6 protein-coding genes and 2 tRNA genes are annotated in these 17,571 nt (G+C 64.7%); 6 read left to right on the forward strand and 2 right to left on the reverse strand.

Going from position 1 to position 17,571, the window contains the following annotated elements; genetic code table 11:
- Positions 1-31: 31 nt before the first annotated feature.
- Entirely contained in the window at positions 32-1,708 is a 1,677-nt protein-coding gene (gene pgm / locus RDV55_RS05755) for a phosphoglucomutase (alpha-D-glucose-1,6-bisphosphate-dependent) (RefSeq protein WP_111823406.1), read from the reverse strand.
- Positions 1,709-1,957: 249 nt separating this feature from the next.
- Between pgm and RDV55_RS05760 the strand changes: the two genes are divergently transcribed.
- From RDV55_RS05760 to RDV55_RS05775, 4 genes are all read left to right on the forward strand, one after another.
- Complete coding sequence (locus RDV55_RS05760) at positions 1,958-3,298, forward strand: AGE family epimerase/isomerase (protein WP_111823407.1); 1,341 nt, start codon at positions 1,958-1,960, stop codon at positions 3,296-3,298.
- 88 nt (positions 3,299-3,386) lie between these two features.
- A tRNA-Ser gene (locus RDV55_RS05765) sits at positions 3,387-3,473 on the forward strand.
- Positions 3,474-3,551: 78 nt separating this feature from the next.
- Positions 3,552-3,641 (forward strand) — tRNA-Ser (locus RDV55_RS05770).
- Between the two features lie 845 nt (positions 3,642-4,486).
- The gene (locus RDV55_RS05775; RefSeq protein WP_245907664.1) at positions 4,487-11,806 is read left to right on the forward strand and encodes an SdrD B-like domain-containing protein; all 7,320 of its coding nucleotides are present in this window, start codon (positions 4,487-4,489) and stop codon (positions 11,804-11,806) included.
- Positions 11,807-12,083: 277 nt separating this feature from the next.
- Here RDV55_RS05775 and RDV55_RS05780 read toward each other — a convergent pair whose 3' ends face one another.
- Positions 12,084-13,535 (reverse strand): L,D-transpeptidase family protein, encoded by a 1,452-nt coding sequence (locus RDV55_RS05780; protein ID WP_111823408.1) that lies wholly within the window; start codon positions 13,533-13,535, stop codon positions 12,084-12,086.
- Positions 13,536-13,771: 236 nt separating this feature from the next.
- On the opposite strand from RDV55_RS05780, the gene RDV55_RS05785 reads away from it, so the two are divergent.
- On the forward strand, positions 13,772-16,849 hold the full coding sequence (locus RDV55_RS05785) for a DNA polymerase III subunit gamma and tau (protein ID WP_111823409.1): 3,078 nt from the start codon (positions 13,772-13,774) through the stop codon (positions 16,847-16,849).
- Position 16,850: 1 nt separating this feature from the next.
- Positions 16,851-17,444 (forward strand): recombination mediator RecR, encoded by a 594-nt coding sequence (recR, locus tag RDV55_RS05790; protein WP_111823410.1) that lies wholly within the window; start codon positions 16,851-16,853, stop codon positions 17,442-17,444.
- The last annotated feature ends 127 nt before the right edge of the window (positions 17,445-17,571 follow it).

A 17,571-nucleotide genomic window follows, 5' to 3' on the forward strand; every position in this document is an offset into this window, starting at 1 on the left:
GCAACCCGCGTCAGTGGGCAGCGCCGAAGCGTCAGCCGTTCAGGGCGTCGGACACGACCTGCTTGGCGGCCTCTTGAACCTGCGCCAGGTGCTCGGCACCCTTGAAGGACTCGCCGTAGATCTTGTACACGTCCTCGGTGCCCGACGGGCGCGCGGCGAACCACGCGGACTCGGTCGTCACCTTCAGGCCGCCGATCGCGGCGTCGTTACCGGGTGCGCGCACCAGCTTCGCGACGATCGGGTCGCCGGCCAGCTCGGTCGCGGTCACGTCGTCCGCGGACAGGGCGGCGAGCTTCGCCTTCTCCTCGCGGGAAGCGGCAGCGTCGATGCGAGCGTAGGCGGAGGCACCGAAGCGCTCGACCTGCTCTTCGTGCAGCTGCGAGGGGGTCTTACCGGTCACGGCCAGGATCTCCGAGGCGAGTAGCGCCAGGATGATGCCGTCCTTGTCGGTTGACCACACGGTGCCGTCCTTGCGCAGGAAGGAGGCTCCCGCGCTCTCCTCGCCGCCGAAACCGACGGTCCCGGACAGCAGGCCGGGCACGAAGTACTTGAATCCCACGGGGACCTCAATCAGGTTGCGCCCCATGGCGGCCACGACGCGATCGATGAGGGCGGAGGACACGAGGGTCTTGCCGACGGCCGCATCGGCGTTCCACCCGGGACGGTGCGTGAACAGGTACTCGATGGCGACTGCCAGGAAGTGGTTCGGGTTCATGAGACCGTCGGGGGTGACGATGCCATGACGGTCCGAGTCTGCGTCGTTGCCGGTTGCAATGTCGTAGGGGGTGTTGCCCTGTGAGTCGGGGGTCATGGCCTCGCGCAGGGACGCCATCGCGTAGGGCGAGGAGCAGTCCATGCGGATCTTGCCGTCCCAGTCAAGGGTCATGAACGGCCACGCCGGGTCGACCTCGGGGTTGACGACCGTCAGGTCGAGGCCGTAGTGTTCGCCGATCGCCGCCCAATAGTCGATGGACGCGCCGCCGAGCGGGTCGGCACCGATGCGCACGCCCGCCTTGCGGATGGCCTCGATGTCAATGACCTGGTCGAGCTGCGAGACGTAGTAGTCCAGGTAGTCGAAGGGCTTGATGTTCGGGTCGTGTAGCAGCTCGGAGCCGGTGATGCGGGGAACGTTCTTCCATTCACCCGAATCGAGAAGCTCGTTCGCGCGCGCCGCGATCCAGCCGGTTGCGTCGGTGTCGGCGGGGCCGCCGTGAGGCGGGTTGTACTTAAATCCGCCGTCGCGCGGGGGGTTGTGGCTGGGGGTGACGACGATGCCGTCGGCCAGGCCGTCGCCCTCGGTGCGCAGGTTCCCCGGGGCACCGTTCGCGCCGAGGATGGCGACGGACACGGCGGGGGTGGGCGTGTAGGAGCCGCGCGCGTCGATGCGCGTGTCGATGCCGGCGGCCGCGAGGACCTCCAGGGCGGTGCGCCACGCGGGCTCACTCAGGGCGTGCGTGTCGCGGCCGATAAACAGCGGACCGTTAAAGCCCTGGGAGGCGCGGTATTCTATGATCGCCGCTGTGATGGCGACGATGTGCGCCTCGTTGAACTTCGCGTCCAGCGAGGAGCCGCGATGGCCCGATGTTCCGAACGCGACGCGCTGTCCGACGTCGGTCGGGTCGGGGATGATGTCGTAGTAGGCGGAGATGACATCGTCGACGTTGATGAGGTCGTCTGGAAGGGCACGTGTGCCAGCTCGATCATGCATAAGGACAGTGTTGCACGTTACGCCCGCTTGTGGGTAATGCCGTCCCACGGCGTGGACCTCTCCCTTCTTTTCTCTTGTTTGAGGCGGTGGAGGGGCGAGTAGAAGAGTGCAGCTAGAAGAGTATTTTGCCCCGGCCTCGTACCTGCTGGGGAGACGGGTGAATGTACTTCTCCCAAAAACGGCACCGAGCGACTATCCTATGAGATATCGGTCACCGCAGACCGCGACTGTGTTGTCAGGAGGAACATCGTGGGATGGTTTGATTCCATCGAGCATAACCGTTGGCTGAGCGGCCACATGCAGGCACTCATCGAAGAGGCAGAAGGCGCGATTGTTGCGACCGGGTTCGCGCACCTCGACGCCGACGGAAAGCCCGATCCGACCCGATCGATCGACCTGGCCGTCACGGGTCGGATGGCCTACGTGTTCTCGCTCGGTGCGCTGATGGGCCTGCCCGGCACCCGTCGCTACGCCGACCACGCTGTCAAGGCGCTCACCAACTACTTCACCGACCCCGTCAATGGAGGCATGTGGTTCGCGATCAAGCCCGAACCCGACGCCGACGGGCACGGCGTCCCGTGGGACGATGACGCGCGCGTCAAGTCGCAGTACCACACGGTCTATGCGCTACTGGGCGCGGCCGCCGCGACGGTCGCCAACCGTCCCGGTGCCCACGAGCTGCTCAACCGCATGCTCGAGGAGCAGAAGGAACTGTGGGCCGACGACTTCGGTCTCGTGTGGGATCAGTACGACGAGTCCTTCAATGAGCCCGTCCCCGTCCACACCCTCGGCACACTCATCCACACGATCGAGGCGTACATGGCCGCCGCCGAGGCGACGACCGAACCCGAGTGGCTCGACCGCGCCGAGAAGATGACCGCATTCGCATACAAGGTCGCCTCCAAGAACGGCTGGCGCATCCCCGAGTTCTTCGACGAGAACTGGGAGCCCAACCATGAGTCTGGGAAGCTCCTCAACGACGGTCGGCGCTACTATGACGGCTACGTGACCGGCCACTCCATGCAGCTCGCGCGCTTCGCGTTGCAGGTGCGCGCCGGCCTGCGCTCGATGGGGTGGACGGTGCCCGACTACCTCCTCGAGATGGGCACCGAGCTCTTCGAGCGCGCCCGCGTCGATGGATGGCGTCGCACTGACGGCTGCCCCGGCTTCTCGACCGGCGTCAACGACGAGGGAGATCCAATCCCCGGCGAGGATGAGCACCAGCAGTGGGTCGTGTGCGAAGGCGTGTGCGCGACCGTTGCCGTGCGCCGCGCGATGCTCGACGACGGCGCGCGCGTCTCCGACGTCGAGCACTTCGAGCACTGCTACCGCTCCTTCATCGACTACATCCACGACTACCTCATCACCCAGAGCGGCCGATGGGTGCGTCGCCTCGGGCCACACAACGAGACCGTGCAGCCCGCGAAGTCCTCGCGGTGGGACGTCTACCATGCGATCCAGGCAACTCTCGCGATCCGCGTGCCGCTGTGGCCGCCGACGGCACCAGCGCTCTCGCGCGGTCTCCTCGATCACCCCGAGGAACCGGCACCCGATAAGAAGTCTTGGAACTTCTTCGGGCTGCGCGGCTAACTCCTCAGCAGTGAGCTACCCATGGGACCGGGGCCGGGGACGCGACTCTCGCATCCCCGGCCCCGGTCCTGTAGGATGAACCGAGTCTGGAGGGCTGTCTGAGTGGCCGAAAGAGACGGTCTTGAAAACCGTTGTGTCAGCAATGGCACCGGGGGTTCGAATCCCTCGCCCTCCGCCCAGTCGACCGCCCACGGGCGCTGCGGCGGGCGCACGTTCGCGCTCGCGGCAAAAATGCCCTAAAGTAGTCGGCACTGGAGACGTCGCATAGTCCGGTCGAGTGCGCCTCCCTGCTAAGGAGGTAGGGGTGCATAGCCCCTCGCGGGTTCAAATCCCGCCGTCTCCGCGCACGACCCCCGGGATTCCATCGGAATTCCGGGGGTTTTCGTTGCTTGTTCAGGATTGGCGTTGTAGCTATCAAGTGTCGAGGGTTGCGTGAATAGAGTGACCGATGAGCGAGTTGTGATGCGGATGCCTGTTGCCTCCTGAGGGCAGGGCGGTGCATCAATGTGTGACCTGTCCGCGGTACAGGGGCCATCGAATTCCCGTGACGTGATGATGAGGCGCTCGGTCGCGACAGGGGGTGGCCCGGTGTGGCAGCGGTTGGCGATGTAGGCCCAGGAGCGAGTGTTGAGAAGGCGCTGGAGAGTGCTCGGTCAGTATTGGGGCGGCCTCGGATAGAGCTGGGCGGCAGTGGGTCATCGCGTATCGGGTACCCGGTACGGCGACATGTCATTGTTCCAGCAAGTAACGATGATTCTGTCGATGGCACGAGCCTGCATTAACCCGGTGGTCTTTATGTGTGCAGCGCCAGGCGATGATCGAGTGGTCACCGTTGGTATTTCGCGCAATAGAAATCGGAGTGCTCGCAGGTATTCGAAGGGGTCTTCGCAATTCTGACCAAATTGATAAGTGTTAAGCCTGAAATTGACTCGCAAAAGCGTTATTGCAGGCCGGAAGAGTCAAATGGTAAAGCTCACATCGATCATTGTCATTAGGAAATTACATGGATAACGTTAGTCAGTATCCTGATCAGTGGTGCGCGTCGCTGGCTGTTCCCAGCTTTGCCTACAACGCTTCTGTTGTGATGCGCCTCGGGCTCAGACGAACAAAGAGGATATTATGCAACGCCTACGCCCCCTGCACTCACGGCATTCCGACACAGCCGCTCGCTATGCCGTGCTGTGTCTAGTGATCGTCCTATCGTTCTTGGCGGGCTTCCTGACTCCCCTGACGACTCCCGCCATTGCGGCGGATCACGAAGCGACGCAGGAGGCAGACGCCGCTCAGGTTGCCTCCGATGGCACCGGTGTACCTGAAGGAAGCGTCGCTGAAGACTCCGACGGGACGATCCCCCCGGCGTCGACAGCAGCACCTGAGGAAGAAGCGGGCGCGGTCCCGGCCGGGGACGCGAGTGACGGTCAGACTGATGGGTCCGATCAGCCGCGTGCCAGGTCACGTCGTTCAATAGACGAGGCACGGGATACGGCGAATCTGACGATGACCATCGTCAATGACAGCGATCGGGTCAAGGTCCGCGACACGCAGATCACCACTGTCAACTTTGCCTGCTCATCGGTCAACGTGCCGTGTCGGGGTGGCGTGATCACCGTGGATATCCCAACCCCCACGACACCCGACGGACAGGTCCTGACGACCCGGATCGGTGCGAGCGTCGTGTCGGGGAACAATGTGCAGCGGATGGTGCCCAGCTATCCCGTACCTGGATCCGGTCTGTACCGCCTCACCTTCTACATGAAAGAGCCCCTGGCTGCGGGAACCTCCGACCGGCTGCAAATCAACTGGTGGTACCCGAACAACGATGCCCCCGACGGGTCCACGGTCGATGTGACCGCCTCCTTCAGCGCGCAAAACGCTGAATCTGTTGATGCGCATGCGACCACCACATTGACGGCAACCTCCGATGTTGCCATCGAAAAGAAGAAGCTGGGTGCGCCCCCCGCCTTCGGGTCGACGGCCTCCTACCAACTGCGCTACGGATACCAGCAGATAGACAACACCGATTCAAACTACGTCGGTATCCGCTGGAATGGATCGGCATACAACGGCAACCAAAACGGCATTGGTTTCGTCGAGCTGCAAAACATCAAGGTTGTCGACCCGTTGCCTGAAGGTGCGGAGTTTGTTTCTGCGACCGGTGGCGGCGTCTATGACTCGGCAACGCGTACGGTGACGTGGAGCTACGATTCCTGGAGTTGGCAAAACCCCATCCAAAACACGGTTGTCCTGAGATACCCGCAGGGAAGCTATGACATTAGCGATCAGGTGACCAATACGGCGACTATTACCGCTGAGCAGAAGAATAATCCCGCCGTCACCTACAGCAAGTCGTCTCAGGCAACCCACGGATTCGCTCCGTCGAATCCTCGCGGCACCATCTCTAAGCAGGGAGATGACTATAACGGGGCGTTCCGCAAGGGTACGTACCAGTGGCGTTTCGCCGTCAACAACTCAGGCAATACAACCCTGCACCAGGTGTGGGACGACACGTTGCCGTGCACCTGGAGCACGCAGGATGCCGTAGCGGGTAAATGTGACAAACCTTCCCTCGTGGGGCCCTACGATTTCTATATCTTCCGCCCCAACGGCAGTGAAGACGGGTGGAACTGGGAGTACTGGACGAATACGGGCGAGCACGTGGTGCTCAACAACCAGACGGAAACGAAACGTGTGGAACTCCCGGAGGGGCAGTACATTACGCGCATCCGCATTGAATCGGATGTTGCTCCAGGTAACGGTGCCACAGTGTGGTTCCGTGGACGCGTCCCGGAGGACTTTCCGCGTGAGGAACCTTCGGACTTTGACTCGCGGTACAACCCCGCCTCCAAGCCCGAATCCTACTTCAACTACGTGAAGTCGGACGAATACGTTCGCGTGCAGAACTGCGCCTCTGCGACGTTGACGGACGTAGCAAGCGGACGGGTTCTAGCCTCCAACGACAACCTGTGTTCGTGGAATCGTGTCAAAACGGACTTCCCGTCGCTGCACCCGTCGGTGGACGCCCCACGCGGTTTGGTAAAGTCGGGCGATCGCCTCCCCCTCACACTGAACGTTTCCATCAGGAATCCGGAAGATAATGGAGTTCCTTCACCGTTTGTGGTGACGGATCTGCTGCCGCTCGGCGTGGATATTGACGAGATTCCTGATTCGGCATTGCGCGCTACCGCTCTGAAGAACCCTGATGGTTCCCCCTACGACGTCTCACAGATCAAACGTGAGATCATCAAAGACTATGAGGGGACAGGGAGGACGCTGATTCGCCTGACTGTGCCCACCCCCTCTTACAATCTGCTGCGCGTCACTCTGGATACGAAGACTGACTCGCGGCTCGGCGCGGGCAAGGTCGAGAACCGGGTGCAGGCGAAGTTCATCGACTCTGAGGTCGAGCCCTACACCAGAACCTCCTCCTTCCGCCTGAGGGAATATTGCCCCAGAGCAGTTCTCGCGCAAGATACTCTCGATCTTAACGGCAGCGGGGGTACTACCGACTACATGTGCGAGACCCCCTCGTCCTTTATCGTGGCTGTTTCCCCGGGCATGACCATCGAAAAGGAGGTGCGTGGCAACCGTGACGCCGACTTCGTCTCATCCCCAAAGATCGCTCAGATTGACCCCGGATCGGACGGGGCATACCGGTTCACCATCTCCAACACCGGCAATGTTCCCCTGAGGCAGGCGGTGGCCTATGACCTGTTGCCTCACCCCGGCGACACCGGCGTCGGTCCAGCAGCATCCCAAGAACGAGGATCGAAGTGGAAGCCGCAGATCAACTCGACTCAGTGGAGTTTTGAGTCCGTCACCGAGCATCCGGGTAAGGAGCCAACTGTCTCTGCCGTTCCCGCCGCTGACGTCACCGTGCAGTACACGACTGCACTGAATCCGTGTCGCGGAGAGGTGCTCAGCGCTGGCGGCTCAATGAATCAGGCGCCCGCGGGATGTACCCCCAACGCGTGGGGCGACGCCCCGGCGGACCTCGCGGACGTTACCGGTTTTCGACTGGTCATGAACCGCGATATCGCGCCGGGAGAGAAGATCCGCTTTGTCACGCCCATAACCTCGCCGACAACCGCGAACTACACGGCGTGGAACTCCGCAGCGCTTTCCGGTGGATACGACCAAAACGGCAAGACCCTCTACCTCCTGCCCTCCGAAGCGCCGAAGGTCGGTATCGAGGTCGTCACCGACCTGGGGGTGCATAAGGACGCCGTCAAGGCGGTCATGAACGGCGGCCAGCCGGTGTTGGACGGGGACGGATTGCCGCAGACTACCTCGCCCCGACAGCTGTTCAGCGCCGGAGACTACGTTCTCTACAGGATCAGCGTCTCGAACAACGGTCCGGCAGCGGCCACCGGCATCACTGTGAAAGATGCACTGCCTGAAGGGGTCGAGTACGTGTCTTCCTACACGCGCCTGTGCCCACCCGGTGATGGTCAGCAACCCGTCGTTCCCTGCGCTGGGACGACGGAGAACGGAAGCTATGACCCCGCGTCGGGCACATGGCAGGTGATGCCATCGGAGCAGGCGGGTACCAACTTGCCGGTATGGGCATCCTCAACCCTGTACATCCTCGCCAGGGTCAGCGATACGGTGAGGGGACACACCATCACGAATCGCGCCGTGATGGGCGAGTACGATCAGATCGATCGCGACCCGTCCAACAACGAGGCGTCCGCTGATATCTCCGTTGGTGGCACGATTTCGGGCCTCGTCTATAACGACGCCGACGCAGACTGGAAGCGTGCGGTTGATGGCGAGCCGCCGTTTGAGGGAGTGACGCTGACACTGCTCGATAGCAATGGCAGGCCGGTCTTGGACGGTAGCGGAGCTGAAGTCACGACGACGACCGACGCCCACGGAGCATACAGCTTCCCGGGGCTTCCCATGGGAACCTACTCCGTCAGGATCACTCGAGGAACCGCTACAGTGGATGGCGCGCAGGTGTCTATGGATGACTACACCGCGACCTATGCGTGGGGCCGTTCGCCGGACCGCTCGTACGCTGGCGTTGATTCCTCGACCACGTCGCCGATCGCCTTGACGCAACAATCTCCCGATGCCTCGAACGTGGACTTTGGTTTCACGAAGCCGGCAAAGATCGGTAATCGCGTGTGGTTTGACGCGAATAAGAACGGACTCCAGGATGAGGGAGAACGAGGAGTCCCACACGTAGGCGTGTACGTCATGTATTCGGATGATCTGGGAGCGCTCGATGCGTCCGGAAATCCGGTGCAGCAGGTCTTTACCGATGAGAATGGCGAGTATCATTTCGACAACTTGCTCCCGACTCCGAAGAACTCGGACGTCCAGTATCGACTCCTGTTTTTCCTTCCCGAAGGGTATTCGGCGACAACCAGCCAGGTGGGTGAGGATCGTGCTATCGACTCCAATGGGGACAATAGCTTGTTCTCGCTGAAGCAGGGCCAGGTGGATGACACCTTTGACCTGGGGCTGGTCGCTGACGGCCGCGTTGAGGGAACGCTGATCTGGGATATCAACAACCAGGATGGAGCTGTTCGGACCTCCGTGGATCGTCCCCTCGCCGGTGTGACAGTGACACTGATACGCCGAGATGGCGGGACGGACACAACCATCGAGACACAGACGGACGCCGACGGGCACTATTCCTTCAAGGACCTTGCCCCCGGCGACTACACGATCACCGTCGACAGGGACTCGTTGGCGGGCGTCTGCCCGCAGTGCACGGCTCAGACGCACGCGCCTTCGGGTGACATGGTTGCTTCTGTGGGGCAGCAGCTGTCCCTGACCGCGAAAGTCAGCCTGGTGCCGACACACATGTCGGTTGGATCGCAGGACTTTGCGTTTACCGGACCGGCGAATACATCGGTCGAAAAGGCAATCACCAGCCCTGCGACAGAGCCTGACGGTGGCTTCGAACCCGGCGTCGAAGTGACATACACGCTGACGATGACGAACCGCGGACCGAGCCCGGTCACCGGGTGGAGCGCCAACGACAAGTTGCCCGCCGGCGTCGAGTTCGTCAGGTCAGCCGGTGACGGGACGTATTCTGCCGACACCGGAGTGTGGGACCTTTCCGATCAGGTGATCGACAAGGACGCGACGCGTTCGGTGACCATCACCGTACGAGTCACGCCTGAGGCGGCCGGACGCGTCGTCACTAATACCGTGACTGTCGCTCAGCAAGACCAGATCGGTGACGACGCATCCGATAACACCGCGTCTGCGGACCTAAGCGCCGGATACGTGCTCTCCGGCAAGGTCTACAACGATGCCGACGCCTCGTTCAGCGCTGGCAACAATGAGACTCCGTACGCGGGAGTGCGCCTGACGCTGACGCATCCGGATGGGACGCCGGTCCTGGGCAGCGACTCTCAACCGGTGACGGCTGAGACGAAGGCGGATGGAACATACGCCTTCACGCGACTACCCCTGGGCGACTACCGGGTGAGCATCGTGGATCCCGACGGCGGAGCGCTGCAGGGAACAAAGCCCACGGAGGCATACAACAGCCGCTACAAGAACACCGCGGACGTATCGATTGCCAAGGCCACGGGCTCGGTCGTTGACGTCAACTTCGGTCGAGTCAAGCCCGCTTCGATCGGCGACACCACCTGGATCGACGTGAACCGTGATGGCGTGCAAGGTGCCGACGAACCGAAACTTCCCGGTGTCCGCGTGCGGCTCACAGACGTCAACGGCGGCCCCGTCACCGATGCTGACGGCCACGACGTGGCCGATGCCGTGACGGATGAGCAGGGGCATTACACCTTCGAGAACCTCTTGCCGGGCACCTACAAGGTGTCCTTCCAGGCACCGGCCGGATACACCCCGACTCAGGTGAGTGCGGGCAGTGACCCGAAGGCAGACTCGAACGGTGACAACGCTGACGTGACGCTCGAGCAGGGCAGCAGCGAGGACACCATCGACTTCGGCGCCGTCGGCACCGGAGTGGTCGGTGACCGCATCTTCGTCGACGTCAACCACAGCGGTGGAGCTGAGCCCGATCAGGGAGATCGCCCGTTGGCCGGTGTCACCGTGAAGCTCACCTGGCGCGGCCCGGAGGGTGCTACGGCAACCTATGAGGCTGTGACGGACGCACAGGGTTCCTACCGCTTCAGCGACCTGTTGCCCGGAGGCTACACAATCGAGGTCGACCGCGATTCGTTGACGAAGGCCGAGGCCCTGCTGAACGTGCAGACACACGCGCCAGGTGGCGACACCGATCGCACACCTGGGAATGAGTGGACCCTCACCAACGAGTTCACACTGACCGGCGACCACATGACCCGCACGGATCAGGATTGGGCATTCGCGATCTCGGCCGACACCTCGATCGCGAAGGCGATCACCAGCCCCAGCGCTGACGAACAGGAGGACTTCCAGTTCACGCCGGGCAAGCAGATCAGCTACACGCTGACCGTCACCAACAACGGTCCCGGACCCGCCACCGGCGTGACCGCCTCGGACCCGCTGCCCGCGGGGGTGTCCTTCGTGTCGGCAACCGGCGACGGCACCTTCGACCAGGCCTCGGGGGCGTGGGATCTGTCCGATCAGGTCATTGCCTCGGGAGAGTCGCGGACCCTGGTGATCACTGTTCGCGTCGAGTCCGAAAGCGCGGGAACCCTCGTGTCGAATGTCGCTCAGATTACCCATCAGGACCAGTCGGGCGACGACACGACCAACAACCGGGCGTCGGCCGACTTCAAGGGAGGATACAACCTGGGTGGGCTTGTCTACCGAGACTCCGATGCCTCGTACTCGAAGGGCGAGCAGGAAACCCCCTTCGCGGGAGTTACGGTCGTCCTGCTGGACGCGGATGGACAACCGGTGACCGGACAGGACGGCCAGCCTCTGACTGCGACGACCGATCAGGACGGACGCTACCAGTTCGTCGGAATCGCTCCGGGGACCTACCGCGTGAGCGTCGTCGGCACCGATTCGGGTGACCTGGCTGGCCTCCTACCCACGCAGGCCTACAAGGGACGCGGACAGATCAACGAAAAGTCCGTTGCCGCGCAGGTGAGCGTGTCGGCCGAGACCGGTTCCGTCGAAGGCGTTGACTTTGGTTTCGTGTCCCCAGCCTCCGTCGGAGACCGCGTCTGGATTGACGCCAATCGCAACGGCACGCAGGAACCCGGCGAGGATAGCCTGAGCGGAGTCGTCGTCATCCTGAGTGACGGGTCTGGGACGGAGATAGCCCGGCAAACCAGCGACGCCAACGGTTCATACCGCTTTGACGGGCTGCTTCCCGGCACCTACACCGTCACCATCGAAGTGCCCACCGGGTACGAGGCCGTCGCTCAGACGAGCCTTGAAGTGACCCTGTCTGAGGGTGAGGTCAAGGACGATGCGGACTTCCCGTTGGCCCCCATCGTGATCCCCTCGAACCCGCTTCTTCCCTCTGCTGCAGGAGCGTTGGCGCGCACCGGTGCAGACACGGTGGTTGGTTTGGCCGCGTTGCTCGCCATGGCGGGTGTCGCTGCCCTACACGCCAGACGGTGCAGGAAGTGAGTGACGTGTGAGGGCCCGAGGCGTGAGTCTCGGGCCCTCACACGTGCGGGGCGCGCTGGTGGTATGGACCCCGGCCTCGTCCTCGGTTCCTCGGGCCCTCACACGTGCGGGGCGCGCGGCGGGATGCGGGCAGTGTCAGCCTCGACGGGGGTTGCCAGACGATTCATGCGAGAATCCCGGCACAGATTTCCCGGTTGCGCGTCAACCCCTTTCGGGTCATCAGATAGAGGCGTGAGCTGCGTGTGCCTCCGGCTGGCAGACCCCGAACGCCGGGCGCTCAGTAGATCGTCACGTATGTCCCTGAGGGGATCGTGTCGTGGAGCCACTTGGCATCCTCGTAGCGCAAGCGCACGCACCCGTGCGAGACGTGTCCACCCAGGGTGCCATCCATGATGGTGTAGGTGCCCTCGTAGTAGAGGACCGAGTGGAACAGGTAGTCTCCCGAGAATTGCGTCCACCAGTAGGCGGTGTAGCCGTGCCCGAAGGAGCGGCCTCGGTTCTTGATGGTGAACGTTCCCGTGATCGTCGGCGTTGAGGGTTTGCCGACGGAGCACGGCATGTCGGTAAGCGGCTGCCACGATCCGTCAGCCCAGTAGAAGGTCATGCAGTGGGGGGCGCTGGTGTCCACCACCACCAGGTAGTTCGTGGGGCTGTACAGGCTCTTGGCGTAGTTCCAGTCGGCCTCGAACCCCGCCCGATTGCTCACCCAGAAACCCTTCCAACGATCGAAGTAGTTCCACGTGCCGCCGACCTGGGACCACCCGGTGGCCATCGCGCCGCCTCGGGTGGCATCCAGGTAGTACCAGCTACCGCCCCCGTCGCGCAGCCAGCCGGTGGAGAGCGCGCCAGAGGAATCCAGGTGGTACCAGGAGCCGTCGGAGAGAACCCACCCGGTGGCCATCGCTCCGTTCGATTCCGCGTAGTACCACGTGCCTCCGGCGACGAACCAACCGGTTGCCATCGCACCGCTGTTGCCCAGGTAGTACCACGAACCCGAACGCACCCATCGCGAGGCGCTCATCGCCCCGGATGCGTCGAAGTGGTACCAGGAGCCGTCGATGCGGGACCAGCCGGTGACCATCTGTCCGCCTGCCGACAGGTGGTACCAGGAACCGCCCGAGGAAAGCCAGCCGGTCGTCATCGTGCCGCCGTCACCGAGGTGGTACCACGAACCTCCCTCGTGGTACCAGCCTGTGCGCACGCCGTTCTCGGTCGACGCATACCATGCGCCACTTGGGTCCTTGTACCATCCGACCGGGACGTAGCCCCGAGCGTCGAACGCGTAGCGGTGTCCCTCCACGTCGAAGACGCCGTTGTGTATCCACGTCCCGTCCTCTAGTTCGTAGCGCCAGCCGGCCTCGTGGCGAACCCAATGGCCGGAGGTTGCCTCCGGACTCGTAGGTTCTCTCTGCGTGTCAGCCGAGGCGGAATCGTGATCTAAGGAGGGGGTTTCCACCGAATCGGTGGCCGCGTCGGCCTGGGAGGTCGCTTGGCGTTCCGAGGCCTGCCCGGAAGCGTCGGCCGCGGGCGATGAATCCTCGTGGCCGCTTGGATCGGGTGCCTCGGAGCCGACGTCGGGACTGGCCGCCGCGGAAGGCGAGGAGGTATCGAGCGACGGGACATCGTTCGCGCCCGAGGCAGTTGCGGCCAGCGGAAATAGGCCGATACAAGCGATCGTGGTCGCCGATGCGCCGATGCATCGCAGGAGGCGGACACTGATGTTTCTCATGATTGCACCTCATTCACGTGTGATGACTCAATTCTTCACTGTGATGAATCAATGGTAAGCGTCCGGGGTTTGCGAGGAGGGCGTTTGGGTGCCGTCGTTGGTGTCATCTATTCTTGCCCGGCGTCGCGCTGGTGACGTCGATGGTGAGAGGTAAGGCCGACTGAATCCGTGGACCGTGCGTGAGAGTGAGGGGGCGGCGATACGCAAACGACGACGTCACCCACTACCCTGGAGGGGTGACCACTGCTCTGTATCGCCGGTATCGCCCCGACACCTTTGACCAGGTGATCGGCCAGGAACACGTGACGGAGCCGCTCAAGGCGGCGCTGCGCGCCAATCGCGTGACGCACGCGTACCTGTTCTCCGGGCCGCGCGGATGCGGCAAGACGACATCGGCGCGTATCCTGGCGCGCTGCCTGAACTGCGCGCAGGGACCCACGGATACTCCCTGCGGTCAGTGTGAATCGTGTCGCGAGCTGGCCACCGGTGGCCCCGGCTCGCTCGACGTCGTCGAGATCGACGCGGCTTCGCACGGCGGCGTCGACGACGCGCGCGACCTGCGCGAGCGCGCCACCTTCGCGCCGGTGCGCGACCGTTACAAGATCTTCATCATCGACGAAGCCCACATGGTCACGAACCAGGGCTTCAACGCGCTGCTCAAGCTTGTCGAGGAGCCTCCCGAGCACGTCAAATTCGTTTTTGCGACGACCGAACCCGAGCGCGTCATCGGCACGATCCGCTCGCGTACCCACCACTACCCGTTCCGCCTGGTCCCTCCGGACGTCCTCGGCCCCTACCTGACGGGCCTGTGCTCCGAGGAACACGTCGGCGTGGGCGAGGGCGTCCTGACCCTCGTCATGCGCGCGGGCGGTGGTTCGGTGCGTGACACCCTGTCAGTGCTCGACCAGCTCATGGCCGGCGCGATTGACGGCCAGGTCACCTACCAGACGGCCGTCGCGCTGCTCGGGTACACGGACTCCGCCCTGCTGGACGAGTCGGTCGACGCCCTTGCGGGCGGTGACGGAGCCGCGGCCTTCCGCGTCGTCGAGCGCATGGTCGAGTCCGGACACGACCCTCGCCGCTTCGTCGAGGACCTCCTCCAACGTCTGCGCGATCTCCTCATCATCGCGGTCGCCGGGGACGGCGCGCGCGACGTCCTGGCCGACACCCCGCACGACCAGTTCGAGCGCATGCAGCGCCAGGCACAGAACTGGGGGCCGCATGGCCTGTCCCGCGCCGCCGATCTGACCGACGAAGCCCTGCGCGCCATGACGGGCGCGACCTCGCCCCGCCTGCAGCTTGAGCTCCTCGTCGGCCGTATCCTCGTTCCTGCCCCCGGCCCCGCCCAGGAACCCGTCCAGGGCATGGTCGGCATGACCGGCGGGGGAGCGCCGCGCGAGGCTTCCTCCGCTTCGTCGCCGCAGGCCTCCTCGGGTCGTTTCGGTGCCCGCGAGGCACGCGAAGCCCTGGCACGCAAGAAGCAGGAGCGGGCCGAGGCTTCGGCACCCGCATCGCGGACGCCGGTTCAGGAGAGCGCCCCGCCGAGCATGCCCGCGTGGGGAAGCGGCCCAGACTGGTCCCCGCAGCAGTCGGCAGCTCCCGCGCAGAGTTCCGCTCCCGCGCCGGCCGAAGCGCACGAATCCCGGCGTCGTGAGGCCGTCGAGCAGCGCCTCGCTTCCATCGATGCTTCTCCGCACCGCGGCGCTGAGCCCGCCCGCGAACCGGCACCCGCCCGCGAGGCCGCGCCCACGCAGACCCAGCCGCCCGCTCAGCAGCGCCCCGAACCGGCCCCGCCGCAGCGCGTGGATGACGCCACCCGTGCCGAGGCACCCGCCTCCGGCCGCGACGCCGACATGCTGCGCGGCCGCTGGAACGAGGTCGTCGAGCGTCTGTCCTCGATCAGCCGCGTCACGTGGTCGATGGTCGGCGGCAACGCCCAGTTGGGTGCTGTCGACGGCACCCGCGTGGTGCTTCTCTTCCCGGTCGAGGCCATGGTTAACGCCTTCTCGCGCGGCCCCCGCGCGGCCGACGTCGAGAAAGCCATCAGCGAGGTCACCGGCCTGACCGTGCGTGTGTCCGCGCAGGTCGGGCAGGCTTCCGGCGGCCCGGCGACGACCGGTCCGTCTGCGCAGGCCTCTCACTCCGCTCCTGCAACGCACCCCTCCCAGCCCGGCGGTTGGGTCTCGGAGCCGCCCCCTTTTGATGAGGCCGCCGCGCAGGCGGCACCCCACGGCGAACCCGTCTACGAGGGCGCGAACGGCTCAGAACCGATCGCGGCCATTGACGAGGCACCCCCACACCAGGCGGCACCTGAGTCTGCTCGTGCAGCGCAGACGGTAGATGCCGGTTGGCCCGAGCCTGCCCGCGCGCCAAAACCTGCGCCTGCCCCGGAACCGGTGGAGACCGGCTGGCCGGAACCCGCGCGCGCGCCCGAACCGGTGGAGACCGGCTGGCCCGAGCCCGCGCGTGCCCCGGAACCGGAACCCGAACCCGCGCCAGAATACGATGACGCTGCTTGGCCCGAGCCCGCACCGGCGACGCCGGCTCGTCGGGATGAGAGACTCGCGCCCGCGCCGGCACCGATCGCCCAGGAACCCGACTCGCAGCCTGCCGAGCGCCGCCCGCTGCCCGAACGTGCCGCCCGAGCACTTGCCCAGGCTCGAGTCGACGTACCCGAGGAAGCCCCGGCCTCGTCCCCGACCGGCGATGCAGCCCCGCGCAAGCGTTCCTTCACGGTCTTCCGCTACCCGGGCGACCCTGAGCCGAGCGAGGAGAGTGCGCAGGTACCCGCGCAGCCCGAGCCCACCCCGGGCCCCGTCTTTGACGATGCGTCGATCGAGCCCGCAGCCCATGCGCCGTCGACCCCGACGGGGTGGGGAGACCCGGTCGTCATCTCCGGGGGTGCCTCCGTGAACTTCGACGACGGTGCCGACTCGTGGACCCCGCCCGCGTCCGCGCCACCCGCCGACGTGACCCCGATCAGCGCCGCCCCGAGTGCCTCCGCGCAGGCGCCCGCCTGGCTGGCTGCGGCCCCCGAACCCGCGCAGGATGGCGGAAGCCCCGAACCTACGCGCGACTCCGGCCCCGCACCCGGCGAACCCCTCACAGGCCGCGCCGCCGCAGAGGCAGCCCTGCGTGAGAAGGCGCAGCGCGAGGCGGCTGTCGTCTCGACCCGCACCCATGCCGCCGACGACGACAGCGCCAGCATCGACGACGAAAATATTGAAAACTCGCAGATGATCGGCCTGGCAGCGGTCCTGGAGATCCTCGGCGGACGGGTCATCGAAGAGAAGATGACCGAGGGAGGATACTGACATGTACGACGGTGCCCTGGCCGACCTCATCGACCAGTTCGGGCAGCTGCCCGGTATCGGCCCGAAGTCCGCGCAGCGCATGGCCATGTACGTCCTGGACGCGGAGCCCGAGGACGTCGCGCGCCTCGTCGATGCGATCAACGCTGTGCGCGGGCGCGTGCGTCACTGCGACATCTGCGGCAACCTCACCGAGGAGGACGAGTGCTCCATCTGCCGCGACGCGCGCCGCGACCCCAGCGCGATCTGCGTTGTGCAGGAACCTAAGGACATCCAGGCGATCGAGGGTGCGCGCGTCTTCCGCGGTCGCTACCACGTGCTCGGGGGCGTCATCGACCCGATCCATGGGGTAGGACCCGAGCAGCTGAACATCGCCTCGCTGATGAGCCGCCTTGCGGACGGTACGGTCACCGAGGTCATCCTGGCGACGAACCCGAACGTCGAGGGCGAGGCAACGGCCGCCTATCTGGCGCGCATGCTCTCCACGATGGGGGTCGAAACCTCGCGCCTGGCAATGGGCCTGCCCATGGGCGGGGACCTCGAATACGCGGACTCGGTGACGCTGGGCCGCGCGCTCGAGGGACGCCGACGCCTCTGAGTTTTCATCGCGACGAGGCCGGTGCTGACTCGCGCTCTCGACGTGCGGGCGGGTATGGTCTCGCGCTGTTGTAAAACGGGTGCGTGTGACGCAGTGTTCTTCGCTGTGCCCGCGACCCGCGGTGTTT

The organism is Schaalia odontolytica (assembly GCF_031191545.1).
Lineage (GTDB): Bacteria > Actinomycetota > Actinomycetes > Actinomycetales > Actinomycetaceae > Pauljensenia > Pauljensenia odontolytica.

Excerpts from the sequence above, each read along its gene's own strand:
- RDV55_RS05780 (WP_111823408.1), bottom strand. The coding sequence starts at position 13,535 with ATGAGAAACATCAGTGTCCGCCTCCTGCGATGCATCGGCGCATCGGCG.
- pgm (WP_111823406.1), bottom strand. The coding sequence starts at position 1,708 with ATGCATGATCGAGCTGGCACACGTGCCCTTCCAGACGACCTCATCAAC.
- recR (WP_111823410.1), top strand. The coding sequence starts at position 16,851 with ATGTACGACGGTGCCCTGGCCGACCTCATCGACCAGTTCGGGCAGCTG.